Source organism: Parazoarcus sp. PS-13 R2A, from assembly GCF_057621855.1.
This window is the reverse complement of sequence record NZ_JBYEXN010000029.1, coordinates 17,877-41,453: the sequence shown is the minus strand read 5'-3', so window position 1 is coordinate 41,453 and position 23,577 is coordinate 17,877. Positions and strand designations below refer to the sequence as shown.

The 23,577-nt window shown below is 64.3% G+C and carries 25 protein-coding genes; 11 read left to right on the top strand and 14 right to left on the bottom strand.

The features are described from left to right. Positions 1–4: 4 nt before the first annotated feature. The 6 genes from AC22G6_RS20020 to AC22G6_RS19995 all read left to right on the top strand — a co-directional run bounded on the left by AC22G6_RS20020 (position 5) and on the right by AC22G6_RS19995 (position 6,632). Positions 5–682: a flagellar basal body L-ring protein FlgH gene (locus AC22G6_RS20020; RefSeq protein WP_487368224.1), complete on the top strand. Its 678-nt coding sequence runs from the start codon at positions 5–7 to the stop codon at positions 680–682. A 58-nt stretch (positions 683–740) separates the two neighbouring features. After that, the gene (locus AC22G6_RS20015) at positions 741–1,811 is read left to right on the top strand and encodes a flagellar basal body P-ring protein FlgI (protein WP_487368235.1); all 1,071 of its coding nucleotides are present in this window, start codon (positions 741–743) and stop codon (positions 1,809–1,811) included. Between the two features lie 13 nt (positions 1,812–1,824). After that, positions 1,825–2,850: a flagellar assembly peptidoglycan hydrolase FlgJ gene (gene flgJ / locus AC22G6_RS20010; protein ID WP_487368223.1), complete on the top strand. Its 1,026-nt coding sequence runs from the start codon at positions 1,825–1,827 to the stop codon at positions 2,848–2,850. 87 nt (positions 2,851–2,937) lie between these two features. After that, positions 2,938–4,926: a flagellar hook-associated protein FlgK gene (gene flgK / locus AC22G6_RS20005; protein WP_487368222.1), complete on the top strand. Its 1,989-nt coding sequence runs from the start codon at positions 2,938–2,940 to the stop codon at positions 4,924–4,926. 10 nt (positions 4,927–4,936) lie between these two features. Beyond that, entirely contained in the window at positions 4,937–6,172 is a 1,236-nt protein-coding gene (flgL, locus tag AC22G6_RS20000) for a flagellar hook-associated protein FlgL (RefSeq protein ID WP_487368221.1), read from the top strand. A 7-nt stretch (positions 6,173–6,179) separates the two neighbouring features. Continuing rightward, a complete protein-coding gene (locus AC22G6_RS19995; RefSeq protein ID WP_487368220.1) occupies positions 6,180–6,632 on the top strand; it encodes a hypothetical protein in 453 nt (150 codons plus the stop codon). 97 nt (positions 6,633–6,729) lie between these two features. On the opposite strand, the gene fliR is transcribed toward AC22G6_RS19995, so the two are convergent. From fliR to AC22G6_RS19935, 12 genes are all read right to left on the bottom strand, one after another. Further along, positions 6,730–7,521, bottom strand: coding sequence for a flagellar biosynthetic protein FliR (fliR, locus tag AC22G6_RS19990; RefSeq protein ID WP_108951115.1), 792 nt, complete (start codon positions 7,519–7,521; stop codon positions 6,730–6,732). A gap of 13 nt (positions 7,522–7,534) precedes the next feature. Next, positions 7,535–7,804, bottom strand: coding sequence for a flagellar biosynthesis protein FliQ (gene fliQ, locus AC22G6_RS19985; RefSeq protein WP_108947694.1), 270 nt, complete (start codon positions 7,802–7,804; stop codon positions 7,535–7,537). 24 nt (positions 7,805–7,828) lie between these two features. Continuing rightward, a complete protein-coding gene (fliP, locus tag AC22G6_RS19980; protein ID WP_108947695.1) occupies positions 7,829–8,578 on the bottom strand; it encodes a flagellar type III secretion system pore protein FliP in 750 nt (249 codons plus the stop codon). Next, entirely contained in the window at positions 8,568–9,005 is a 438-nt protein-coding gene (fliO, locus tag AC22G6_RS19975; protein WP_487368219.1) for a flagellar biosynthetic protein FliO, read from the bottom strand. Before fliO ends, fliP begins: the two co-directional genes overlap by 11 nt. A 49-nt stretch (positions 9,006–9,054) precedes the next feature. Beyond that, positions 9,055–9,528, bottom strand: coding sequence for a flagellar motor switch protein FliN (gene fliN / locus AC22G6_RS19970; RefSeq protein WP_108947697.1), 474 nt, complete (start codon positions 9,526–9,528; stop codon positions 9,055–9,057). Continuing rightward, the gene (gene fliM, locus AC22G6_RS19965; RefSeq protein WP_487368218.1) at positions 9,521–10,531 is read right to left on the bottom strand and encodes a flagellar motor switch protein FliM; all 1,011 of its coding nucleotides are present in this window, start codon (positions 10,529–10,531) and stop codon (positions 9,521–9,523) included. Before fliM ends, fliN begins: the two co-directional genes overlap by 8 nt. Before the next feature lie 10 nt (positions 10,532–10,541). Continuing rightward, positions 10,542–11,105: a flagellar basal body-associated FliL family protein gene (locus AC22G6_RS19960; RefSeq protein WP_487368217.1), complete on the bottom strand. Its 564-nt coding sequence runs from the start codon at positions 11,103–11,105 to the stop codon at positions 10,542–10,544. Positions 11,106–11,198: 93 nt separating this feature from the next. Continuing rightward, a complete protein-coding gene (locus AC22G6_RS19955) occupies positions 11,199–12,416 on the bottom strand; it encodes a flagellar hook-length control protein FliK (RefSeq protein WP_487368216.1) in 1,218 nt (405 codons plus the stop codon). A gap of 63 nt (positions 12,417–12,479) precedes the next feature. Further along, the gene (gene fliJ / locus AC22G6_RS19950) at positions 12,480–12,926 is read right to left on the bottom strand and encodes a flagellar export protein FliJ (protein ID WP_487368215.1); all 447 of its coding nucleotides are present in this window, start codon (positions 12,924–12,926) and stop codon (positions 12,480–12,482) included. A gap of 69 nt (positions 12,927–12,995) precedes the next feature. Beyond that, positions 12,996–14,840, bottom strand: a complete 1,845-nt coding sequence (locus tag AC22G6_RS19945) for a GGDEF domain-containing protein (protein ID WP_487368214.1) — start codon at positions 14,838–14,840, stop codon at positions 12,996–12,998. A gap of 76 nt (positions 14,841–14,916) precedes the next feature. Then, entirely contained in the window at positions 14,917–16,716 is a 1,800-nt protein-coding gene (locus AC22G6_RS19940) for a GGDEF domain-containing protein (RefSeq protein ID WP_487368213.1), read from the bottom strand. Positions 16,717–16,864: 148 nt separating this feature from the next. Then, the gene (locus tag AC22G6_RS19935) at positions 16,865–17,752 is read right to left on the bottom strand and encodes a cobalamin-binding protein (RefSeq protein WP_487368212.1); all 888 of its coding nucleotides are present in this window, start codon (positions 17,750–17,752) and stop codon (positions 16,865–16,867) included. 212 nt (positions 17,753–17,964) lie between these two features. Here AC22G6_RS19935 and AC22G6_RS19930 point away from each other — a divergent pair, with 212 nt between their 5' ends. The 5 genes from AC22G6_RS19930 (at position 17,965) to AC22G6_RS19910 (ending at position 22,125) form a co-directional block, all read left to right on the top strand. Continuing rightward, complete coding sequence (locus tag AC22G6_RS19930; protein WP_487368211.1) at positions 17,965–18,879, top strand: ATP-grasp domain-containing protein; 915 nt, start codon at positions 17,965–17,967, stop codon at positions 18,877–18,879. A gap of 232 nt (positions 18,880–19,111) precedes the next feature. After that, a complete protein-coding gene (locus AC22G6_RS19925) occupies positions 19,112–19,900 on the top strand; it encodes an ABC transporter substrate-binding protein (RefSeq protein ID WP_487368234.1) in 789 nt (262 codons plus the stop codon). 24 nt (positions 19,901–19,924) lie between these two features. Further along, positions 19,925–20,611, top strand: coding sequence for an ABC transporter permease (locus tag AC22G6_RS19920; RefSeq protein ID WP_487368210.1), 687 nt, complete (start codon positions 19,925–19,927; stop codon positions 20,609–20,611). Then, positions 20,608–21,333 carry an ABC transporter permease gene (locus tag AC22G6_RS19915; RefSeq protein WP_487368209.1) on the top strand — a complete coding sequence of 242 codons (726 nt, stop codon included), beginning with the start codon at positions 20,608–20,610 and terminating at the stop codon, positions 21,331–21,333. The genes AC22G6_RS19920 and AC22G6_RS19915 overlap by 4 nt, the downstream gene beginning before the upstream one ends. A gap of 27 nt (positions 21,334–21,360) precedes the next feature. Further along, on the top strand, positions 21,361–22,125 hold the full coding sequence (locus tag AC22G6_RS19910; protein ID WP_487368208.1) for an ABC transporter ATP-binding protein: 765 nt from the start codon (positions 21,361–21,363) through the stop codon (positions 22,123–22,125). A gap of 19 nt (positions 22,126–22,144) precedes the next feature. Here the strand turns inward: AC22G6_RS19910 and AC22G6_RS19905 are convergent, their stop codons facing one another. Together AC22G6_RS19905 and AC22G6_RS19900 are read right to left on the bottom strand one after the other, a co-directional pair. Beyond that, positions 22,145–22,927 carry a DUF2894 domain-containing protein gene (locus AC22G6_RS19905; RefSeq protein WP_487368207.1) on the bottom strand — a complete coding sequence of 261 codons (783 nt, stop codon included), beginning with the start codon at positions 22,925–22,927 and terminating at the stop codon, positions 22,145–22,147. Beyond that, positions 22,920–23,576: an OmpA family protein gene (locus AC22G6_RS19900; protein ID WP_487368206.1), complete on the bottom strand. Its 657-nt coding sequence runs from the start codon at positions 23,574–23,576 to the stop codon at positions 22,920–22,922. The genes AC22G6_RS19905 and AC22G6_RS19900 overlap by 8 nt, the downstream gene beginning before the upstream one ends. Between the last annotated feature and the right edge of the window lies 1 nt (position 23,577).

Here is a 23,577-nt window from a genome sequence, read left to right as displayed (position 1 = left end):
TGTCATGAAAGCGATCGCGCTCGTCCTGGTCCTGCTGCTGAGCGGCTGTGCGTCGATCTATTCGACGCCGCCGACTTCGGTGCACCAGCCCATGAGTGCCCGCCCCGAGATGCGGCCTCAGGCAGTACCCGCGACCGGCGGCATCTATCAGCCCGGCGGCCTGCGGCCCCTGTTCGAGGACCGGCGCGCGCGCAATGTCGGCGACATCATCACCATCAACCTGGTCGAGCGCAACACCGCGGAGAAGAGCGCCAATGCGTCCGCGACCCGGGGCTCCAGCCTGACCGGTGGCATCAGCCTGACCGCACCCAATCTGCTGGCACTGCAGAACGCGAAGCTCAATGGGCTCGATGCCAGCGTGACTGCAGATTCGGACTTTTCCGGCGAGGGTGAGGCGGCCGCGAACAACGTGTTCAGCGGCACGATCTCGGTGACGGTGATCGAGGTGTTTCCGAACGGAAACCTGCTGGTCTCCGGTGAGAAGCAGGTCGCGATCAATCAGGGCAACGAGTACATCCGCTTTTCCGGGGTGATCAATCCCACCACGGTAAGCTCGAGCAATACCGTGCAATCGACTCAGGTCGCGGATGCGAGGATGGAGTACCGCGGCAGCGGCTTCATCGATGAGTCGAACACCATGGGGTGGCTGCAGCGCTTCTTCGTTGCCATCCTGCCGTTCTGAGGAGGCCGCCATGCGAGCCCTGCGCTTTCGCTTCATTCCGATACTCGTGAGCTGTGTGATGCTGTCAGGCATCTTCGCGGCCCCGGCAGCGGCCGAGCGCATCAAGGACCTGGCATCGATCGCGGGTGTGCGTGACAACCAGCTGGTCGGCTACGGCATCGTCGTGGGCCTCGACGGGTCGGGCGACCAGACCACCCAGACACCGTTCACGGTGCAGAGCATCATCAGCATGCTTGGCAACATGGGGGTGACGCTGCCTGCGGGTACGAGCCTCCAGCTCAAGAACGTGGCGGCGGTCATGGTAACGGCGACGCTGCCACCCTTTGCGCGACCGGGACAGGCGATCGACATCACGGTGTCGTCGATGGGCAATGCCAAGAGCCTGCGTGGCGGCACGCTGGTGATGACGCCGCTCAAGGGCGCGGACGGACAGGTATACGCGTTGGCCCAGGGCAACATGGTGGTCGGCGGCGCGGGCGGGCAGGCTGGCGGTGCGGCGCAGACCATCAATCATCTTTCGGCCGGACGGATTCCCGGCGGCGCAACCGTGGAGCGCGCAGTGCCTGCAATGCTGGGGCAGGGCGAGTACGTCTTCTTTGAACTCAACGACACCGATTTCGGTACCGCACGCCGGGTGGTCGATGCGATCAACATGGTTGCACCGGGTTCGGCCGAGGCAATCAACGGCCGCAGCATCCAGGTTCGGGCACCGCTCGACGTCAATACCCGGGTTGCCTTCCTCGGCCGGATCGAAAATCTCGACGTAACGCCGATGCAGCAAGCGGCAAAGGTGATCGTGAACTCGCGGACCGGTTCGGTGGTGATGAATCAGACCGTGGCCTTGCAGAACTGCGCCGTCGCCCATGGCAACCTGACCGTCACCGTGAATGCGCAGCCGCAGGTGTCGCAGCCTGAACCCCTGTCGCGCGGGCGAACGGTGGTCACCCAGTCCGGGCTGGTGAATATCGATCAGGAGGGCGGCGCGCTGATGAACGTCCGTGGCGGCACCAGTCTTGCCGACGTGGTGAAGGCACTCAACGCGCTCGGTGCCAAGCCGATGGATCTGGTCAGCATCCTGCAGGCAATGAAATCCGCCGGCGCCTTGCGCGCCGAACTCGAGATCATCTGAGGGAGGGACTGACATGACTTCCGGCATCCAGATGAACGCCTTCGACCCGGGCTCGCTGGGCGACCTGAAGCGCCTCGCCCGCACCAGTCCCGACGATCCGGAAACCCTGCGCGCGGCCTCCAAGCAGTTCGAGGCGATGTTCCTGCAGATGGCGCTCAAGGCGATGCGTGCGGCGACGCCGACCAACAGCATGTTCGACAGCGAGCAGTCGCGCACCTACCAGTCGCTGCTCGACCAGCAGCTGGCGCTGAACATGGCGCAAAGCAAGAACAACGGCATGAGCGAGGCGCTCTTTCGGCAGCTCGGCGGCATTACGGGCAATGCCTCGACGAGTGCAATCAGCGCGCTGACCATGCCCGGAAGCACGGACAACAAAGGCTTCGACATCTCAAACGTGATTCGTCAGGCGGCAAATCCTGCCGCCATGATGCGCGAGGCGCAGGCGATTGCCGCCGGCGCGACCGGTGCCGACAGCAGCGCCGACGCCGACCCGCTGGGCGACCTGATCTTCCGCCTCGACGCCGCGGCAAGAGCGGCACGCAGCACCGACGGCGACGGCTCGATCTCGTCCTCGGCACGCGATTTCGTCAATGAAGTATGGCCGCACGCCCAGACCGCCAGCGGTCAGACCGGCATTCCCGCACAGTTCATGGTTGCCCAGGCTGCGCTCGAGACCGGCTGGGGCGACAAGGTCATGCGCCATGCCGACGGTCGCTCGAGCTACAATCTGTTCAACATCAAGGCCGGTTCAAGCTGGACGGGCGAGACCGTGACGCGCAACGTCACCGAGTATGCCGGCTCGACCGCCTACACCGAGAAGGCGCGCTTCCGCAGCTACGGCTCGTATGCCGAGGCCTTCCAGGACTACGCCCGCCTGTTGTCGAACAGTTCGCGTTATTCGGAGGTGCTTGGCCAGACCAGTCCCGCTGGCTTTGCCGGCAGCCTGCAGAAGGCAGGCTATGCCACCGACCCGATGTACGCCGACAAGCTCACCCGCATCATCGCCGGCAACACCCTGCGTACCGCCCTTTCGGGCTGAGGGCAGTTAGCGGCCGAATTTGCCGGTTCTGACCTGGCAAGCATCTTGCTGATAAGGCTCAGGACTTAGCAATTCAGGGGAATGATCATGGCAGGCTTGCTCAATATCGGTTTGACCGGTTTGAACGCCGCGCAAGCGCAGTTGCTGACGACGAGTCACAACATCACCAACGCGAACGTCGATGGCTATCATCGGCAGTCGGTGATTCAGAGCAATGCCACCCCCCAGTTCTCCGGTTCCGGCTTCTTCGGGCAAGGCACGCAGATTGCGTCAGTCACCCGCTCGTACAACCAGTACCTTGAAAACCAGGTGCTCAACAGCAGCGCCAGCCTGGCCTCCTACAGCAGCTACAGCAGCCAGATCAGCCAGATCAACAACCTGCTTGGCGATTCGACCACCGGTGTGTCCTCTGCGCTGGAGAGCTTCTTCGCCGGTGTGCAGGAGGTTGCGTCCAACCCCACCAGCGTGGCGTCGCGCCAGTCCCTGATCTCCAGCGCCGAGGCAATGGTGTCGCGCTTCCAGTCGATGGATGCCCGTTTGAGTGAGATCAGGTCGGGCGTCGAGGGCGAGATCGCGTCGACCGTTTCGCAGATCAACACCTACGCCGGCGCGATTGCCGAGATGAACCAGCAGATCGCGACCGCGCAGGTGGCTGGCCCGAGCGTGGCCGCAAACGATCTGCTCGATCAGCGCGAGCAGTTGGTCAGTGAACTGAACAAGCTGGTCAAGGTGAGCACGGTGACCGAGAGCAACGGCTCGGTCAGCGTATTCATGGGCTCCGGGCAGTCGCTGGTCGTGGGCAGTACGGTGAACAGTCTGACGACGGTGCAGGATCCGAGCGATCCGCAGCGCAGCATGATCGCGATCACGTCGGATAGCGGTGCGTCGAATACCTTGCCGGAGAGCCTCATTACCGGCGGCGCCCTGAGTGGCTTGCTCGCATTCCGTAGCGAGTCGCTCGACCCCGCCCAGAATACGCTCGGCCTCGTTGCGCTCGGCATCGCCGAGACCTTCAATGCCCAGCATCAGCTCGGTACCGATCTCGACGGCGTGCTCGGCGGCACATTCTTCAACAGCCCCGCACCCACCGTGATGCCCGCGATCTCCTCTGCCACTGTGGCGATCGAAGATGTCTCGCAACTCTCGTCCAGCGACTATCTGCTGACCTGGGACGGGACCAGCTATTCGATGAAGGCGGTGGGCGGGAGCGCCATTGCGCTGACACTGCAGGCCGATGGCAGCTACAGCGGCGGTGGAATCAATTTTTCGATCAGCAACCCGAGCCAGATTCCCACGACCGGTCTGCTGATCCAGCCCACGCGCTATGCCGCAAGCAACCTGAGCGTGGCAATCTCCGATCCGCGCAAGGTCGCGGTGGGTGATCCGGTCAGCGTGGCGCCCGGCAACTACAGTGGCGCAGTGAGCGATCGGATCGAGGGGGTGAAGACCCTGTCCGTGGATGGCATCGATGCCAACAACGACGGGCTCGCGGACTTTTCGCCGATTACGCTGAGTTTCAGCGCAAACGCATTCACCGCATCGAGCGGAACGCTTGAGCGTTACGATACGTCGACTTCAAGCTGGGTTGCGAGCAGCGCCTATAATCCTGCAACCGACAGCGCGGGCGCACGCTTCAGGGTGACCGACTCGCAGGGTGGCGTCGATTATTCGTTCGAGTTCACGGCAGTCGGCGCATGGACCAGCGGCGAGAGCCTGGTATTCAGCCCGACCGCTGCCGGCGTGGCCGACAACCGCAATGCGGTGGCCCTGGGTGCGCTGCAGACTTCGAAGCTGATGCTCGCCGGCAGCAGTGGTTCGCCGACGGCGACCTTCCAGTCGGTGTATGCACAGATGGTGACGCAGGTCGGCAACAAGACCCGTGAGGTCCAGGTAAACGAAGCTGCGCAGGAGACGCTGCTGACCCAAGCGACCGACGCCCGGGACAGTCTCTCAGGGGTCAACCTGGACGAGGAGGCGGCCAACCTCGTGCGCTACCAGATGGCTTATCAGAGTGCTGCCAAGGTGATGTCGGTGGCGCAAACGCTGTTCGACGAAATTCTGGCGATCAGTCGTTAAGGAGATCGTGATGCGTATTTCGACCAGCATGATTTACGACAAAGGGGTCAGTTCGCTGCAGTCGCAGTGGAGTGATCTCCTGCACACGCAGCAGCAGCTGTCGACCGGGCGGCGGGTGCTGACCCCCGCGGACGACCCGATTGCCGCGTCGCGGGCGCTCGAACTGGGGCAGTCCAAGGGCGTGAACGCGCAGTTCATGACCAATACGGGTTATGCCGAGGACCGCCTGAACCTGCTCGAGAACAAGCTCACCAGCGTTGGCGACACCCTGCAGTACATTCGCGAGAAAACGGTCGCCGCCGGCAACGCGGCCTATTCCGACGAGGAGCTCGGTTATCTCGCCACCGACCTGCGTGCGCAGTTTGACGGCCTGCTGGCCTTGGCCAACAGCCAGGATGGTACCGGCGACTACCTGTTTTCCGGCTACCGTGCCAACGACAAGCCTTTTACGGGCAATCTGGCCGACGTGAGCTACAACGGCGACTACGGCACACAGACGGTGCAGGTATCGGCATCGCGCTTCATGCCGGTCAGTCTGCCTGGGTCGGACATTTTCGGCGCGACGCGCACGATCGATGATTCGCTGGTGCAGGCCTCGACCGGCACCCATACCGATGGCTCGGCGAATACCGGTGGCACTACGCTCAGCGGTACGCTGAGTTCGACGGTGAGCACCAGCCAGCTCGGTCACCGCTACGAGATCATCTACGATGCGACGACCCCGGGCTATGACGTCTATGAGTACCAGCCGGGGAACCCGTCCAAGGTGACCGTTGCCACTGGCGCGGCCACGCTGGCGTCGCTTTCGGCGACGCTGGGTATCGATCTGCAGATGACGGACAGCAGCGGGGCTGCGGCCACGCCGGGCGACGGCGACCGCTTCGAACTCTTCGTCGGCTCTCCCGACATGTTCAAGAACCTTGGTCTGCTGATCGACTCGATGGAGCGGCCGGGGCCGTCTGGCATGGCAGGGGGCGCAGTGGCCTTCGGTCTGAACAGCATGGACGGTGCGATCGACAATGTGCTGACAACCCGTGCCCAGATCGGCTCACAGCTGGTGGAAACCGAGAGTCTGCAGTCGATTGGCAGCGATCTCGACCTGCAGTATGCGACGGTGATCTCCGAGCTGATGGATGTCGATTACGTCGAAGCCATCTCCAACCTGACCCAGCAGCAGACCTATCTGGAGGCGGCACAGCAGTCCTTCCTGAAAGTGTCCGGCCTGTCCCTGTTCAACTACCTCTGAGCTTGCCATGCGTGCCCGTCGCTTCCTTCTCGCTCTGAGCATTCCCGTGCTCGTCGGTTGCAGCCAAATGGAAACCTATGGCGGACCCGTGGCGGGCGTCGTCGGGACGCGCGCGCTGCTGAACAGTCTCGACCTGTGGTCGACGACATATCTTTCCAACGGTCTGATTGCCTATGCGATCTACGATCCGCTCCAGCCGACCTGGACCATCGAGGCCAGCGTGACGGGCGAGGATCGCGTTCAGATGGATCTGCAGATGAAGCGCCTGGTGACGGGCGGCGAGGGCGAGGCGCGTCAGGTGTTCATGCGCACGGCGCGCAGACTGGTCGAAGAGGGCGGCTACGCCGGTTTCGACGTGCTGCGCTTCGAAGAAGGTGTGGAGGCAACCCGGCCGTTTGCACGCCGCACCGCAAACGGCGAGATCCGCCTGGTGAAGTCCCGCCAGTTCCCGACGCTGTAGGGCCCGCAGCAAAAAAGCCTGCAACTCAGAGCAGGCCTCCGCGCCTTCGCGCTTCCGCGTGAAATCCCGCCCTGAAGTGATGGCCACGCACGGGTGCTCAAGGTCGCGGTGAAAGTGCTTCCAGCAGGATCGGCACGGTGTCGAAACTGCGCTCGAACAGGCTCTGCACCACCGGACCGAAGTTGGTCATGATCAGCATCAGTGCGAAGAAACCCATCGCCAGCGTGAGCGGGAAGCCGATCGCGAACAGGTTGAGCTGCGGCGCGGCGCGGGTGAGGATGCCGAGTGCGATGTTGGTGACCAGCAGCACTGCCACCACCGGCAGCGACAGCAACAGCCCGGTTGCGAACACCGTGGTGCCGGCGCGCGCGATATAGCCCCAGCCATCGGCGCTTAAACTCGCCGTGCCGACCGGCAGCCACTCGAAGCTTCGCACCAGCAGGTCGATCATGATCAGATGGCCGTTGATGGCGAGAAAGAGCAGCGTGGCGACCAGCCCAGCAAAATCCGAGAGCACCGCGGTCTGTCCGCCGGCATCGGGGTCGAAGAAGATCGCGAAAGACAGGCCCATCTGCATGCCGATCAGGGAGCCGGCCATGTCGATGGCTGCAAACACCAGTCTCAGCATGAAGCCGATGGCCACGCCGATGAACATCTGCTGCACCATGATCATGAGCCCGATGCCTGAGCCCGGCGGCACGGCCGGCATGGCCGGCATCACTGGCAGCAGGGCGATGCCGATCCCGAGCGCGATGGCCAGCCGCGCGCGTGCCGACACGCCGCGGTTGGAGAAGATGGGGGCACTTGCGAACAGCCCGAACAGGCGCGCCAGTGGAAACATCAGGGCGGCGAGCCAGGCATCGAGCTGTGTCGCGGTCACGCTGAGCATCGTGCCTGTGCCTTCAGCCAATCATGATCGGGATGTTTTCGAACAGGCGGCGCATGAAGTCGGTCAGTACGGTGATCATCCACGGGCCGGCCAGCACCAGGGTGACGAAGATGGCGATCAGCTTGGGAACGAAAGACAGGGTCATTTCGTTGATCTGGGTCGCGGCCTGAAAGATGCTGATGACCAGGCCGGTCACCAGTGCGGCGAGAAACAGCGGCGCCGACACCATCAGGGTGACTTCGATCGCCTGGCGTCCGAGATCGATGACTGCGGTGGGGGTCATGGCCGGGCTCCCATGTTTGCGCGCCTAAACCGCAAAGCTCTGAACCAGCGAGCCGATGAGCAGGGTCCAGCCGTCGACCAGGACGAAGAGCATGATCTTGAACGGGAGGGAGACGATCACCGGGGACATCATCATCATACCCATCGACATCAGCACCGAAGCGACCACCATGTCGATGATGATGAAGGGAATGAAGACGATGAAGCCGATCTGAAAAGCTGTTTTCAGCTCCGAGGTGACGAAGGCCGGAATCACGACCCGCATCGGCAGATCTTCGGCCTTCTCCACCGGTGGCACCTTGGCAAGGCCGGCAAACAGGGTCAGATCGGGTTCGCGGACCTGCTTGAGCATGAAGGTCTTGACCGGCACCGAGGCGCGCTCCAGAGCCTGCTCGAAGCCGATCGTGCCTTCGGACATCGGCACATAGGCGTCGGTATAGACGCGGTCGGCGACCGGCGCCATGATGAAAAAGGTCAGGAACAGCGCGAGGCCGAGCAGGACCTGGTTCGGCGGCGATGTCTGCGTGCCCATGGCCTGACGCAGGAGCGAAAACACGATGATGATGCGGGTGAAGCTCGTCATCATCAGCACCATCGCCGGCACGAAGCTGAGCATCGTCAGCAGCAGCAGGGTCTGGATCGTGAGGCTGTAGGTCGTGCCGCCATTGGCGGCCGGTACGGTGGTCAGGGCGGGCAGCGCCTGGGCCAGCGCAAGGACAGGTGCGCTGCCGAGGACAAGCCCGACCGTGGCCTGCAGCAGGTGCTTACGCGCCATGGCGGCGCTCCAGTGCTTTCCTGAACCACCCGGCGAAGTCGCCGCCGGCGACGGTGCCCGTGTCGTTGGTGGCGGCGTCGGTCGGAAAATCGGAGGCTTCCATGATGTGCAGGGTGCGAACGCTGCCCGGCGCCACCCCGAGCACCAGCACCTTGGGGCCGGTCTCGACCAGCACGACACGCTCGCGCGGGCCCACTGCGGTCGCGCCCAAGACCTTGAGCACGCCTGCGGCGTTGCGCGGCTGGGACAGACGCTTGATGGCCCAGAGGCAGGCAACCAGCAGCGCGATCACCACGACCAGTCCGAACAGCATCTGGCCGAGGCTGCCCGCGAGATCGGTGGCAGGGCTCGGGACGGGGTCGGCTGCCCGCGCAAGCGCAGGCAGCAGGAGCATCAGGAATGGCGTCAGTTTGAAGGCGGGTTTCACTGCGTCTTGTCGATGTTGGCTGCGGGGGGGATGTCCCCCTGCACGCGAGTCAGCTGCGAATCTTCCGCATGCGCTCTGCGGGGGTGATGATATCGGTGAGCCGGATGCCGAACTTGTCGTTGACGACCACGACTTCGCCCTGGGCGATGAGCGTACCGTTGACCAGCACGTCCATGGGCTCGCCGGCGAGTCCGTCGAGTTCGACGACCGAACCGTGCGCGAGCTGGAGCAGGTTACGGATCGACAGCTTGGTGCGGCCGAGCTCGACCGTGAGCTGGACCGGAATGTCCAGAATCATGTCGAAATCGTTGATCGCGCCCGGTTTGCTGCCGCTCGAGCCGAAATCCTCGAACAGCTGGCTGGCCGGCTTGGCCTGGTAGGGCGATTCGTCCATCGCGGCGGCAGCGAGGTCGGCCGCAACCTGTGCGGCCTCGCTGTCCACGCCGGACTCGGTCGCGGCCTGCTCCTGCATCGCAGCAGCCCAGTCGTCTTCGCTGATCTGATTGTCTGTGTCGTCAGCCATTCTGGCCTCCCGCTGGCTTGTTGATGTCCTGCTCTTCGCTACCGATGAAGCGTTCGACCTTGATTGCGTACTGTCCGCTCTGTGTTCCGTGCCTGCACTCGATGATGGGCACGCCGTCGACTTCGGCCTGGAGCAGATCGTTGACGTGCAGAGGGATGACGTCGCCGACCCGCATGTTGACGATGTCGCGCAGGCTCACCTTGGCTGTGCCAAGGTTGCAGGTCAGCTCGACCTCGGCCGTTTGCAGCTGCCGTGACAGCAGGTTCTCCCAGCGCCGGTCCTGCGTCAGGTGGTCGCTCTGCATGGTGGAGTAGAGCAGATCGCGAATCGGCTCGACCATGGAGTAGGGGAAACAGAAGTGCATATCCGCCTGCGCACCGCCAAGTTCGAGCGAGAAGCTGGTCGCGAGCACGATCTCGGACGGCGTCGCGATGTTTGCAAACTGCGAATTCATTTCCGAGCGGACGTATTCCAGTTCTAGCTTGAAGACCGGTGCCCAGGCTTTGCTGTACTCCGCAAAGACCACGTTCAGCATGCCCTGGATGATGCGTTGCTCGGTGGGGGTGAAATCCCGCCCCTCGACCCGGGTGTGAAAGCGTCCGTCGCCGCCGAACATGTTGTCGACGACGAGAAAGACCAGGTTGGGATCGAATACCACCAGCCCTGTGCCGCGCAGGGGTTTGGCAACAACCAGGTTCAGGTTGGTCGGGACCACCAGGTTGCGCACGAATTCGGCGTACTTCTGCACCCTGATCGGACCGACGGAGACCTCGGCATTGCGATGCATGTAGTTGAACAGGCCGATCCGCAGGTAACGGGCAAAGCGCTCGTTGATGAGCTCCATGGTGGGCATGCGCCCACGCACGATGCGTTCCTGCGTGGCCATGTTGTAGGGGCGCACGCCCCCGTCGTCGACCTGTTCTTCGGCCGGCTCGTCGGACTCCCCGCTGACGCCGCGGAGCAGCGCATCAACTTCTTCCTGGGAGAGAAAGTCCGAAGACATGGCGGCCTCGTTACTGAATGATGAACGAGTTGAACAGAACCGACTGGACCGGTGTCGCCACCGTCATCCTCTGGCCGGGGGGCGGAGGGGGGAAGCCCAGCGCACTGTTGACCTGGTCGAGAATCTCCAGTGCGAGTGCCTCGCGTCCCTCGATGGTCTGCACCTCGGACGGAAGCTTGCTCGACAGCAGCAGGTTGATGCGATGCCGGATCTCGGGCATGAAGCCCTTGAGTGCATCGGCCGTCTTCTGGTCGGTCACACGCAGCGCGATGATGGCCTGAAGGTAGTGGTCGCCCTCTTCCCGGCGCAGGTTCACGGTGAATGCGTCGAGCGCGGCAAAGACCGGCGGCCGGCTCAGATCCACAGCACTTGGCGGGGCCACGGCTGCCGGGGCTTCCGCATGATCGCCGTTTTCGCCGCCACCTTTCTTGAGCAGGATGAGCGCGCCGATTGCGCCGGCGACAACGATCAGCAGAACCAGCACCACGATGATGATGATCATCAGCATCTTGCCACCCTTCTTGGGTGGTGCATCACCTGCGGGTGCTTCCGGCTTGTTTGGGGCTTTCGCCATGAAACTCTCCTTTTCCTACGCCTGGATTATGGCTCATCGCCATCTCGGCCCAAGCGCGGAAAAGTGGGGCAGAGTGCCCCTTATTCATGCGCTTCAGGCGAAGGTGTCGACCAGCCCTTCAATTTGTCTGACCCAGCGCGTGGCCGGTGCGGCCCCACCTGCGTCCATGTCGCTCTGTCCGATGCCGCCGCGACCGCTACGTTGACCGCGATCGTCACCCGAGGCCTGCTGCTCGCCCGACGTGCTCACATTGGCCTGCCCGAGGCTGATGCCCGACTGCGCCAGAATCTCGCGCAGCTTGGGCATGGCCTGCTCCAGGGCGTCGCGCGCCGCTTGGGTCGCAGCGACAAACTGGGCGGTGGTCTGATCGCCGTTCAGGTTGATCGAGACCTCGACCTTGCCCAGATGCGGCGGCGTGAGTACCAGTTCTGCCTTGCTCTCCGCTCGGCCGACCATCCACATGACCCGGCTGCCGACCTCGTCTGCCCAGGCGGCCTGGCCTGCGGGCGTGGCAACGGCCAGTTGCGGCGCCGACGTCGTGATCTGGCCCGGCTGGCGCAGCGAGTGCATGAACGAGGCCTGCGCGCCATCTGGCATGTCTGCGCTGACCGTCTGCAAGGCCGTTGCTGCGCGCTCTGCGAAGCCGGACAGTGCTTCGGGTCTGAGCTGCAGCGGGATCGCACTTTGCCCCTGCTGGCCGGCCTGAGCGAAGTTCGGGGCTGGCTTCGGGAGCGGATCGGCGGAATTCTGAAGTGATTTCCCTTGGGTGTCACCCGCCAGGGCGATACTCGCGGCAAGGCCGGCCTTGTTTGACCCGTCTGCAGCGACCGCAGTCGTGCCCGCACGCTCCCTGGCGCCGGGCAGCAGGGCGGCAATCGCTGCCGGCAGACCGGCAATTGCCATTGCCGGCTCGGTGGGCTCGTTTGCCGCTTCGGCCGTCGCAGGGGCCTCCGTCGTCACTTCACTTTCGGTCTGTGTGTCTGAAGCAGCCGTGTCGCGCTGGGCGGGTTCGTTGTGTGCCGCATCGGCGCGGTCCGACGCTCGAGACTCGCGCTCTCTCTCGGATTTCGAGGCGGATTCGGACCGCGATTCGGATCTGGAGTCGGGCCGGGACTGCGCGTCCTGAATGCGGTCCGTGCTCGAAGTTGCCTCTTGGCGGGCGCTGGTGTCCTTGCTCCGTAGCTGTCCGCGCAGCACGTCGGAGAAGCCTGACGAAGCGGCGTCTCGGGAATAGGCGCTGCTGTTCGCCATGCTTCCGGCGGTCGACAGGAAGGGAAAGGTCTGCGAACTGGATGCAATCTGGGATGCCATGGTCTTGCCCTCTTCAGCGTGTGTCACGCTTGGTATTAGCAGAAAGCGTGCCAACTCTGGCGCTCAGTCGCCGTCGCGCTCAAGGTGCTGACGCGCCGCGTGTTCGTCACTGGTGCGTTGCTCCTGGCGGGACTCATGGCGCGATTGCTGGTCCTGGTGGCGCTGGGACAGGGTGTCGAAGGCTCGCACCTTGTTGCGCTGTGCCATCCAGACCTTCTGGCCCTGACTGGTATGATTTCGCGACTGTTCGACAACCACGTGCTGTGCAGCGATGGCGTCGTCGATGCGGTTGATGAAGGCGGTGTAATTGCGCAGTTCGTCCGGCCCGATGCCGGCGCGGGCTGCATCGACAAAGCGCTCCCGGTACTCGGCTCGATAGTTCTCAAGCATTTCGAGTTTCTGCTGGCCACTGCGTTCGGATGCGATCAGCTCACCAAGGCGACGCGCAGCGTCATCCATGCGGGTATTGGCCAGATCGAGCAGCGGTTGCAGCGGAAATTTGCCTGTCATGAGTGCGCAGCGAATATTGACGAAGCGTATTGTAGTCGACCCTCGCGCTCTGGCGCCAAGCACGGCTTCTCAGAGCGCCTCATTGCCTGCTTCCTGGGCAATCCTGCATCTCACGACACGGTTCTTTCCGCTCTGCTTGGCTTCGTACATGGCCGCATCGGCGCGTGCCAGCACCACGTCGATTGTTTCCCCGTGTGCGCGTGCGGTCACGCCGGCACTGAAGGTGATGACGACCCGCTGTTCGCCGGCCATGAAGAACACGCGGGTGAGCTCGCGCTGCAGGCGCACCAGCGTCTGCTCGGCCTGCTCCAGGGTGGTCTCGGGCAGGATGATGACGAACTCTTCGCCGCCATAGCGGGCGAGCGTGTCCTGCGGACGGAGGTTCTCGCGCACGACCCGCGACAGATGCACGAGGGCGTCGTCGCCCGTCTGGTGGCCGAGCGTGTCGTTAAGCTTCTTGAAGTTGTCGATGTCGAGCAGGGCGACGCACAGCGGGACCTCATGCCGCTGTGCCCGCGCCGCTTCGCGGATGAAGACTTCTTCGAGGCCGCGGCGGTTGAGGCTGCCGGTGAGCTGGTCGTGACGCACCAGGTGGCTGGCTTCTTCGAGTTCCTTGTGCAGGCTGTCGATCCGCTGCTCTGCATCGAGGGCACGTTGCCGCGCGGCTGAAAGGTCATCGCGCGAGCGCTCGGCCTGGATCTGGATGCTGCGGGTCTCGGTCATGACCTCGTCGAGCAGATGACCGATCTCGGAGATGTCGCGTGCTGCGGCAATCTTCCGTGCGCAGCTTCCCATGCGGTCGTGATAGCTGCCGGTTGACTCGGCGAAGCTGGCAAGCTGGTCCACGAAGCCGGCAAGCATCTCCTTGAGCATGCGCTGGGCTTGCGAGAGATTGTGCTTGAGCTGGCTCTGCTTGTAGATGACCTCCTTCAGGCGCCGGCTGGCGTCGTCGATCAGGCGGGGGGTCGCGGGTTTGTCGACGATGTCCCGCAGCATCTCGATCTGGCCGCCGAGCCACTGGTCGTCGATGACCAGCTGGTCGATGTTCTCCAGCAGCAGCTTGAGCAGGTCGAGCAGGCCGGCGCGGACCTCGGAATCGTCTGCAGCGGTGAGTTCGAGGCGGTGAGCGAACTTGCGCAGCTGTTTGCCGACAACGGCAAGCGCACGCGCGTCGGTGGCGCTTCGCGTTGCATTTGCGATGAGCCTGGCGTCGCTGATCAGCTCGGGGTGCTCGGCCAGGAAGGCGGGCAGTACCGACTCCATGGTCAGCGCGAGCAACTCGCGCAAGGCTTCGATCAGTTCGGCTGCGTCGGCGTCCGCGGCAATCAGTGAGCCCGTCGTGGGGGCCGCCGGCGCCGCTCTGGCTGTCGCCTGCAGGGGCTGTTCGGTCTGATCGGGCAGTTCCGGCGTATCGCAGGGCGCAGGGCGCTCGGGGTCGACCGGCGCCTGCCCCCATGCCCTCAGCAGGGCCTGAAGGCGCGTGTGCAGGGTATTGGGATCGCTCGCGCCGAGCACGCGTTCGAGCGATTCGCGTTTGCGTGCCGAGGTCCATCCGAGCTGCCTTCCTTCCCATTGGCGCAGCAAGGTGGCGATGAGCTCATTCCATGCCTGCGGCTTCTCCGCACTCTGGCTCGCCAGGTACTGGTCGAGCGCGCGCTCTGCAGCGCCTGTGTCGGCTTCGTTCAGTGCCTGGTCGAGCTGTCGCGCGAGACGCTGTCGCTCTGCCGTGTCTCGCGGCAACTGCTGGGCGATACGGCGCATGAAACGCTCGGGAACCGGCGCGGCGGCTGGCTTGGTGCCGGCGATCTCGTGATACAGGCGCAGGTAGTTCTCCGGGGTCGGCGGGGTGCGTCGCATCGCGAGCTGGCGCAGTGTCTCGCGCGCAATCTCGGAGGGGTTCGTAGGCTCTGCCATATGGCTCTGGAATGGGGGACTGAGTACGGGGGGCTGAGTACGGGGGGCTGAGTACGGGGTGCGCAGTACGCGCGTATCAGGCCGAGTTCATCACCCGGTTCTTGCCCGCGCGTTTTGCGGCATACATGGCCTTGTCGGCGCGTTCGATCGCCTTCATCGGATCTTCGGTGTCACCAAGGCAGGCAATGCCCGCGCTGAAGGTGATCAGCAGATGCTCATGCTGGGCGAGGAAATAACGGCGCGTGAGCTCGCGCTGGAGTCGAATCAGGATGATCTGTGCCTGTTCAGGCTCGGTTTCCGGCAGCAGGATGAGGAATTCCTCGCCGCCATAACGCGCGATCGAATCCTGCGGGCGCAGCGTGTCCTTCACCACGCGGGCGAGGTGCCGGAGCGCGTTATCGCCCACCACATGGCCGTGTGCGTCATTGATCTGCTTGAAGTTGTCGACGTCCAGCAGGGCGAGGCTCAGCGATGTGCCGAACCGGCGCATGCGTGCAATCTCGCGCTCGAGCGCTTCATCCAGACCCTTGCGGTTCAGCGCGCCGGTCAGCGGGTCGTGGCGTACAAGCTCGCTGGTTTCGTCGAGTTCGCGCTGCAGCTGGACGATCTGCTGATTTGCCGACTCAACCTGTTCGCGCAGGCGCGAGAGCTCCTCGCCCGAGCGGTGTGCGGATTCCTGCGTGCTCTGCGTCTCGCGCAGCACTTCTTCGACGACGTCCGAAAGCTCCTTGATGTCGTGCGCTTCACTGATCCGGCGCGCGCTTTCGGTGAGCACGACCTCGTAGTGCTCGGTGGACGTGGAGAAGGCCGACAGCTGGTCGATGAAGCCCGTCAGCATCGACTTGAGCTTCTGCTGTGCGTCGGTCAGCTGGTGTTTCAGCTGACTCTGCTTGTCGATGACCGTGCGCAGCCTGCGTTCGACGTCGTCGAGCAGTCGCAGGTCCAGGGGCTGGTTGAAAGTGTCCGCAATCAACGACAGCTGCCCGTGCAGCCAGCTGTCATCGACGATCAGTTCGCGGATATTGTCGACGATCAGCCTCAGCAGGTTGAGCAGTGCCTGCCGAATCTCCCGCTGTTCGTCGCCAGACCACGTAACGCGCGCAATCAGGCGGTCGACGCGCGCAGTGAGGTCCGCGACCTGTTCGGGGCTTGCCGGCGCCACAACCAGGGCGGCGATGGCTTTGGCTTCGGAGGTGAGCGCCTCGTCGCCTGAGAGTGGCGCAACGCAACCCGTCAGGAGCTTGGCGAGCAGTGGCCCGAGTGCGTCAGGGGGGGGCGGAGGCGTGTTTTCCTTTGGCGCGATGGCGGCATGCTGCTCACTGCCTGCCTGTTCGTGCCAGTTCCGTACAAGGGCGTGAAGTCGCTGGTGAAGCTGCTCGGGGTCGGCACCGGCCGCCAGCACATGTTCGAGCGAGTCGCGCTTGCGTCCCAACGTGATGTGTTGGTGATGACGCTCAAGTTCGCGGATGAGGTCCCGTATCAGCTGTGCCCATGGCCTGGGCTCGCTCGCCTGCATGCCACTGATGGTGAGCATCGACTGGCGCAGGACGGACCACTGCCCGCTGGAGACGGCTTTGTCGAAGATCCGGGCAAGTCGCAATGCCTGCGGTGTGGATCGCGGCAGGGCTTCTGCAATGGCTTTCAGTGTTCGTACGGGAAAGGCATCCTCAGCCGCTGTGCCCGCGATCTGAAAGTACTGCTCGCGGAAGTTGTCAGGCGTCGGGGGGATTCTTTGCGTCGCCAGTCGCAACAAGGCTTCCCGCGCAATCTCGGACGGGGTGGGCGCGTGACTGCCTACCGCCTTCCCGTGGGCGCGGGCAGTCGAAGCTCGATCGTCCGTATTCGGTTGCGCGGAGGGCGGCCCTGCTTGCGTCATTCAGTTGATCCGTTTGGTGTCGGATAGCGGCGGTAAAACGAACTGCGACTGGCGGTGTGCAATGATTATGCCTATGTCTCGTTCGGATAACCACTGTCCTGCGAAGGCAGCACGGCCGTGGTGGACTTTGCAGGTGGCGTGTCTGCGCTCATGTCCGGGAAGTCCGCGCTGTCGTTTCTGCCTGGCCGGGTTCCCCGGGCGTCTCCGTGGCGCAGGTCGTGGGTTTGGCATCGGGTGGGGCTGCGGTTTCCGACCATTCGGCGATGTACTGCGCAAGCGCGGGCAGGCCTTCACGGATCGCAACCGGCCCGGGAGACAGAATGACCGCGGATTTGATCTCGTGGATTCGTCCGTTGCGTACGGCAGGCACGTCTGCCCAGCCAGGGCGGGCCGCGACCCGTTCCGGGCGAAAGCGCTTTCCGCACCACGAGCCGATGATGATGTCGGGTGCCCTGCGGGCCGCCTCCATCGGGTCGGCGAGAGTGCGGTCCCGGGCAGCGGGGCAGGCAGCCAGTTCGCCAAATACATCATCCCCGCCGGCAATGCCGATCAGCTCCGATACCCAGCGAATGCCGGAAATGGCCGGGTCGTCCCATTCCTCGAAGTACACCCGCGGGCGTCGCGTGTTGGCGGCGGCGCGTTTGCGGGTGGTCTCGATCAGCCACTCAAGTTCTTCAACCAGTGCGCTGGCCCGGTCTGTCGCGCCCACCAGCCGGCCCACGGTTTCGATCATTGCAAGAATGTCATCGACGCTGCGCTGGTTGAACACGTGCACCGCCACACCCGCCCTGATCAGCCCGCTCGCGATGTCTGCCTGCAGATCGGAGAAGCACAGCACGAGATCGGGTGAGACCGCCAGAATCCGTTCCAGGTCGCCGCTGGTGAAGGCAAACACCTTGGGCTTCTCCTTGCGCGCCTGGGGCGGGATCACGGTGTAGCCGGAAATGCCGACGATGCGGTCGGCTTCGCCGAGGGCGTACAGGACTTCTACGGTCTCGGTGCTCAGGCATACGATTCGCGCAGGCAATCTGCTCATGGGACTCCGGTGGCGTTCGTGGTCGGTGCGTCATTGTGAGGCATCGGCAAGCATGTTTCATCGATGACGGGCGCACTCGGGCGCGGGCGTGATCCGGGGGCGGCCTGCGACACACGGACCCGGGCGCTTTCTGCGCAGCGCACGCCGCCGGCCGCGCCGCGCTGCTGCGATACAATCCGCGCAAACGACGCCACACGGGCCCTTCTGACGACATGAACAATCACGCTCTCGACGTGGTGATCCTTACCGAGGACCGCTACCTGAAGCTCGATACATCCAGCTGGTATGAAGCGCAGATCGCGACCGAGGACGGTCTCGTCGCGCAGGCACTCGCCGCACGCGGGCTCACGGTCGGACGCGTGAGCTGGTCGGATCCGGACTTTTGCTGGCGCGACACCCGCGCCGCGCTGTTTCGCAGCACCTGGGACTACTTCCATCGTTTTGCCGAGTTTTCGCCGTGGCTCGACGCCGCTGCGATGCAGACCAGGCTGCAGAACCCGGCGGAACTGGTGCGCTGGAATCTCGACAAGCGCTACCTGCGGGACCTGTCCCGTGCAGGCGTGAGCGTGGTCCCGACCCGCTATGCAGATGTTGGCGAGCAGCACGCGCTTGCGGCGATCATGGACGCAGAAGGCTGGGACGAGGTCGTGTTCAAGCCCGTGGTGTCGGGTGCGGCGCGGCTGACTTATCGTGTCGGTCGCGATGCCCTGGACGCGCATGAAGCGGTGTTTGCACGCTGCCTGGCTGCCGAAGCGATGATGGTGCAGCGCTTTGAGCCTGCCGTGCTGGGCGAGGGCGAGCTGTCGCTGATCGTGATTGAGGGACGCACCACCCACGCCATCCGCAAGACGGCCGCAGCCGGGGATTTCAGGGTTCAGGACGATCATGGCGGCACCGTACATGCGCATCAGCCGCGCGCCGAAGAGTGCGCCTTTGCCGAGGCGGCAGTCGCGGCGTGCCCGAGTCTGCCGCTCTATGCACGGGTGGATTTCGTGCGTGCGGGTGACGGTGGTTTCCGTCTGATGGAGCTCGAGCTGGTCGAGCCTGAGCTGTTCTTCCGCTTCCATCCGCCCGCCGCCGACGCGCTCGCCGACGCCCTGGCGCAGCGCCTGAAGTCAGGGGGCTGACATCAAGGGGCTGAGTTGTCCTGTCCGATGATGAGGTCGGCAAACTGTTTCTCCCTGCGGGCGAACAGGGGAAGTTCTTTCGGTGATGGCGGCCTGCACGCGGAATTTCTTTCTCCGGGCGGACTATCGTTGAGCTCGGGGCGCGATCCTGCGATCATGCGGGCATTGCGCCGCAGCCCGCGCAGTGTCCTTTTGCGCATCGAGCCGGCGCCCCAAACAGGAGAGTGACGTGATGAAGAGAAGCTTGCTGCTGGCGGCGCTGCTGCTGGCCAGCCACACCGTGATGGCCAAGGACTGGGATCAGATCCGCTTCGCCACCGAGGGCGCCTACCCTCCGTTCAACACCACTGCGCCGGACGGCTCCGTACAAGGCTTTGACGTCGACATCGCCAACGCGCTGTGCGCCGAGATGAGGGCAAAATGCACCTGGGTGAAGCAGGAGTGGGACGGCATGATCCCCGCGCTCATGAGCCGAAAGTTCGATGCGATCTCGGCCTCGATGTCGATCACCGCGGAGCGCAAGAAGAAGGTCGATTTCACCGACAAGTATTACGCCACCCCGCTCGCGCTGGTGGCGAAGAAGGGCTCGGCCCTGAAGCCGGATCTGGACAGTCTCAAGGGCAAGCGCATCGGTGTGCAGCGCGGCACTGTCGCCGACAATTTCGCCGGACGCTTCTGGGCCGATCACGGCGTGGACCTGGTGCGCTATGCCAAGCAGGAAGAGGTCTACCTCGACCTCGGTGCGGGACGCATCGACGCGACCTGGGTGGACGCGCTGGAGGCCGACGGCGGCTTCCTCACCAAACCCGCCGGCGCGGAGTACGATTTTGCCGGCAGCCAGATTTTCGGGCGTAACGCCGAAGAGAAGGCGGTGATCGGCGAAGGCGTTGGCATTGCCATCCGCAAGCGCGATACCGAGCTGCGCGACAAGCTCAACACGGCGCTGAAGGCGATCCGGGCCAACGGCACCTACGATGAGATCCGCAAGAAGTATTTCCCGCACGACATCTACGGCGAGTAAGGCGTCCTCGTCCCGATCTCATTGATGCTGCACGGCTACTCTTCCTCGCTGCTCGACGGTGCCTGGCTCACACTGCAGGTTGCCGTGCTGTCGCTCGTGCTGGCGCTGGTGCTCGGGCTTGCGGGGGCGTCCGCCAAGCTGTCCCGGATCAGGATGCTGCGCGCGCCGGCCGTGCTGTACACGACCGTGGTGCGGGGCATTCCCGATCTGGTGATGATGCTGCTGGTGTTCTATGGCGGGCAGATTGGCATCAACCAGATTACCGACTGGCTGGGCTGGGACTACGTTGACGTCAACCCGTTTGCAGCCGGGGTAGCCACCCTCGGCTTCATCTTCGGCGCCTATTTCACCGAGACCTTTCGCGGTGCCTTCCTCGCGGTGCCGGCGGGTCAGCTCGAGGCCGGCTACGCGTACGGGATGAGCCGCTGGCAGGTGTTCAGGCGCATCCTGTGTCCGCAGATGCTGCGCCACGCGCTGCCCGGCCTCGGAAACAACTGGCAGGTCATGCAGAAGAGCACCGCGCTGGTGTCGATCATTGGCCTCTCGGATCTCACCTGGCTCGCCGACCAGGCGGGCCGCAGCACGCAGCAACCCTTCCTGTTCTATGCGGTGGTGTGTGTCTTCTACCTGGCGATGACGGCGGCCTCGGGCGTGCTCTTCCGTTCGCTCGAGCGGCGTTACAGCGTTGGCGTGAGGCGGGTGGCGGCATGATCGAATGGGCTGTCATCACGGAGAATCTGCCGGAGTACGGCGCGGGCCTGTGGCTCACGCTGCAACTCACGGTGCTCTCGCTCGTGGCCGGCCTGCTGCTGGCCATCCCGCTGGCGGTATTGCGCACCTCGGGTCCGTCTGTCGTTTCCCGCCTGGTGTGGGCCTACAGCTATTTCTTCCGCGGCACGCCGATGCTGGTGCAGCTCCTGCTGATCTATTACGGCCTCGGCCAGTTCGAATGGGTTCAGGCGCGCTGGGCCGAGGGGAACGCCTTCTGGCTGATATTCCGCGAGCCCTATGGTTGCGCGCTGGTGACATTCGCGCTCAACACCTGTGCCTATACCACCGAGATTCTCGCGGGTGCGCTGCGTGCGACCCCGCACGGCGAGATCGAGGCGGCACAGGCCTGCGGCATGAGCCGGCTGACGATGATTCGCCGCATTCTCGTTCCGGGCGCCTTGCGCCGGGCGATACCGGCCTACAGCAACGAGGCCATCTTCATGCTGCACGGTACGGCCATCGCTTCCACCATCACCCTGGTCGACCTCACGGGTGCGGCGCGCAACGCCTATTCGCAGCACTTCGCTCCCTTCGAGGCCTTCATCTTCGCCGGCGTGGTCTACATGTGCGTGACCTTCGCCCTGGTCGGCCTGTTCCGGCTTGCCGAGCGGCGCTGGCTGGGTCATCTGCAGCCGCGCAAGGCCGGGTCGGTCAAGGCCTGACCGGCGCCTTTATTCAGGATTCATTTCATGACCCAGCTTTCGGTCGAAGATCTTCACAAGCGTTACGGCGACCACGAGGTGCTCAAGGGCGTGTCGCTCGAGACTGAGGCGGGCGATGTCGTGAGCATCATCGGCTCCTCCGGCTCGGGCAAGAGCACCTTCCTGCGCTGCATCAACTTTCTCGAACAGCCTGACGCCGGGCGCATCACCGTCGGCGGCGAGGAGATCCGTCTGGTGCCCGACCGCAACGGTCACCTCAAGGTGGCTGACGCCAGACAGCTGCAGCGCCTGCGCACGCGGCTGGCAATGGTGTTCCAGCATTTCAACCTGTGGGCGCACATGACGGTGCTCGAGAATGTCACCGAAGCCCCGGTGCATGTCCTCGGCCTCACCCGGGCGGAAGCGCGCGAGCGCGCCGAAGCCTATCTGGAGAAGGTCGGTATTGCCCGCTTCAGGGACAGCTATCCGGCCCATCTGTCGGGCGGTCAGCAGCAACGCGTGGCGATTGCCCGTGCACTGGCCATGGAGCCCGCCGTGCTGCTGTTCGACGAGCCCACCTCGGCGCTCGATCCCGAACTCGTGGGCGAGGTGCTGAAGGTCATGCGCGGCCTTGCCGAAGAAGGTCGCACGATGGTGGTGGTGACCCACGAAATGGGGTTTGCGCGCGAGGTTTCGAGCAAGGTGATGTTCCTCCATCAGGGGCTCGCCGAAGAGTACGGCCCGCCGTCCGAGGTGTTCGACAACACGCGCAGCGAACGCCTGCGTCAGTTCCTGTCGGGCAATCTCAAGTAGGGCGTCAGCGCGCGCCGTTTCAGGCTGTCTTGCCGCGGGCAGGTTTGCGCTTCTTCTCACGTTCGCCGCGGGCAGGGCCCTTGGGCGCCGGGTTGCGGCAGCTATCCGCCTGATCGAGCCAGAGCAGGGCGTCGACGTAGGACATGAACTGCTTGAGGTAGTCCGGTGCGATGTCACGCATCAGGGTCAGCGACTGCAGCACGAGGAAATGCGAGTTCAGCGGGCCGGCGTTCTCGGGCGCCTGCGCCAGCGAGTGCGACAATTGCTTGTCGACGCTGAGTTTCGACCAGGTGCTGCGGAAGTAGCGCATCGACTTCAGTTCGCCTTGCGCGCTGGTCGCTACCGGGTTGCCAGGCACGAGGTCGCTGGTCTGCCCGCCTGCAGCTTGCGCACCGATATGGTCGAGGAGGGCTGTCAGCGGCCCCGCGATGTCCCTTGTCTGCAGGCTTGCGAGCGCACGATGCAGGCCCGCGAAGTCGCCGGCGTCGGCGTACTGTTGCAGCGCATCCGCGTGCTGCGGAAACGCTTCCTTGCCACGGGTGAGGGCGTCCTGTGCCGACGCGCTGGCACGCTCAAAGCGTTCGCCGAATGCGGACACGATCTCCGTCAGCCTGCGCTCAAGGATGCGACGGGGAGCGCCGCGATGGTCTGCCATCCGTCGCGCCATGGCCTCGATGAAGCGCCAGCCGACGGGGTCGAAGCCCTCCGCGCCGCGCGCACGCAAGGCGTCGATCAGTGCATCGGCGGCGGTGTTTGGGGGTGGATGATTCGCCCCCGCCCCGGCGTGCCCGGGCTCAACCATTGGGGGCCGTGCTCCCGGCAGTGGATTCTTTTCCCGACTTCGGCACCGGCGCCATCTCTACCCGCCGGTTCCGTGAACGGCCCTCGGGGTCGGCGTTGGAGGCCACCGGCTGCTCCGGGCCGAAGGCCGCGGCGAAGATCGCCGAGGACGGAAGTCCTTCTTCGATCAGCGCGCGCGTCACGGTCAGCGCGCGCTGGGCCGAGAGCTCCAGATTGTCTGCAAACTGGCGATTGCTCTCGCGCACTGGTTGGTCGTCGGTGAAGCCGCTCACCATCAGCATTTCGTCGCGGACACCGAGGTAGGCCGCAAGCGGGGGAGCGAGACTCTTGAGCAGCTGGCGTCCTTCCGGCTGCAGTTCATCGGAGTTCAGCGCAAACAGCACACTGCCGCTGATACCGATACGTCCGTTGTTGAGGGTGACCCGGCCGGCAGCGAGCGGGACGGCCAGCGCCTGCTCCAGCGCTTCGCGGCGCTGCTCTTCGATCTGGCGCTTCTGCACTTCGGTTTCCAGGCTGCTCATCAGCTCGAGCTGCACGCCGAGCACCCCGACCAGGATCAGCACGAAGGCACCCAGCAGGCCTGACATCAGGTCGCCGAAGACGGCCCAGACCGGCGCGGACTGCTCGATGCCGGCGTCGATATCGTCCATC

Bases quoted from the DNA above. Each gene is read 5' to 3' on its own strand.
- AC22G6_RS20020 (WP_487368224.1), top strand. From the start codon at position 5: ATGAAAGCGATCGCGCTCGTCCTGGTCCTGCTGCTGAGCGGCTGTGCG.
- AC22G6_RS20015 (WP_487368235.1), top strand. From the start codon at position 741: ATGCTGTCAGGCATCTTCGCGGCCCCGGCAGCGGCCGAGCGCATCAAG.
- flgJ (WP_487368223.1), top strand. From the start codon at position 1,825: ATGACTTCCGGCATCCAGATGAACGCCTTCGACCCGGGCTCGCTGGGC.
- flgK (WP_487368222.1), top strand. From the start codon at position 2,938: ATGGCAGGCTTGCTCAATATCGGTTTGACCGGTTTGAACGCCGCGCAA.
- flgL (WP_487368221.1), top strand. From the start codon at position 4,937: ATGCGTATTTCGACCAGCATGATTTACGACAAAGGGGTCAGTTCGCTG.
- AC22G6_RS19995 (WP_487368220.1), top strand. From the start codon at position 6,180: ATGCGTGCCCGTCGCTTCCTTCTCGCTCTGAGCATTCCCGTGCTCGTC.
- fliR (WP_108951115.1), bottom strand. From the start codon at position 7,521: ATGCTCAGCGTGACCGCGACACAGCTCGATGCCTGGCTCGCCGCCCTG.
- fliQ (WP_108947694.1), bottom strand. From the start codon at position 7,804: ATGACCCCCACCGCAGTCATCGATCTCGGACGCCAGGCGATCGAAGTC.
- fliP (WP_108947695.1), bottom strand. From the start codon at position 8,578: ATGGCGCGTAAGCACCTGCTGCAGGCCACGGTCGGGCTTGTCCTCGGC.
- fliN (WP_108947697.1), bottom strand. From the start codon at position 9,528: ATGGCTGACGACACAGACAATCAGATCAGCGAAGACGACTGGGCTGCT.
- fliM (WP_487368218.1), bottom strand. From the start codon at position 10,531: ATGTCTTCGGACTTTCTCTCCCAGGAAGAAGTTGATGCGCTGCTCCGC.
- AC22G6_RS19960 (WP_487368217.1), bottom strand. From the start codon at position 11,105: ATGGCGAAAGCCCCAAACAAGCCGGAAGCACCCGCAGGTGATGCACCA.
- AC22G6_RS19955 (WP_487368216.1), bottom strand. From the start codon at position 12,416: ATGGCATCCCAGATTGCATCCAGTTCGCAGACCTTTCCCTTCCTGTCG.
- fliJ (WP_487368215.1), bottom strand. From the start codon at position 12,926: ATGACAGGCAAATTTCCGCTGCAACCGCTGCTCGATCTGGCCAATACC.
- AC22G6_RS19945 (WP_487368214.1), bottom strand. From the start codon at position 14,840: ATGGCAGAGCCTACGAACCCCTCCGAGATTGCGCGCGAGACACTGCGC.
- AC22G6_RS19940 (WP_487368213.1), bottom strand. From the start codon at position 16,716: ATGACGCAAGCAGGGCCGCCCTCCGCGCAACCGAATACGGACGATCGA.
- AC22G6_RS19935 (WP_487368212.1), bottom strand. From the start codon at position 17,752: ATGAGCAGATTGCCTGCGCGAATCGTATGCCTGAGCACCGAGACCGTA.
- AC22G6_RS19930 (WP_487368211.1), top strand. From the start codon at position 17,965: ATGAACAATCACGCTCTCGACGTGGTGATCCTTACCGAGGACCGCTAC.
- AC22G6_RS19925 (WP_487368234.1), top strand. From the start codon at position 19,112: ATGAAGAGAAGCTTGCTGCTGGCGGCGCTGCTGCTGGCCAGCCACACC.
- AC22G6_RS19920 (WP_487368210.1), top strand. From the start codon at position 19,925: ATGCTGCACGGCTACTCTTCCTCGCTGCTCGACGGTGCCTGGCTCACA.
- AC22G6_RS19915 (WP_487368209.1), top strand. From the start codon at position 20,608: ATGATCGAATGGGCTGTCATCACGGAGAATCTGCCGGAGTACGGCGCG.
- AC22G6_RS19910 (WP_487368208.1), top strand. From the start codon at position 21,361: ATGACCCAGCTTTCGGTCGAAGATCTTCACAAGCGTTACGGCGACCAC.
- AC22G6_RS19905 (WP_487368207.1), bottom strand. From the start codon at position 22,927: ATGGTTGAGCCCGGGCACGCCGGGGCGGGGGCGAATCATCCACCCCCA.
- AC22G6_RS19900 (WP_487368206.1), bottom strand. From the start codon at position 23,576: ATGGACGATATCGACGCCGGCATCGAGCAGTCCGCGCCGGTCTGGGCC.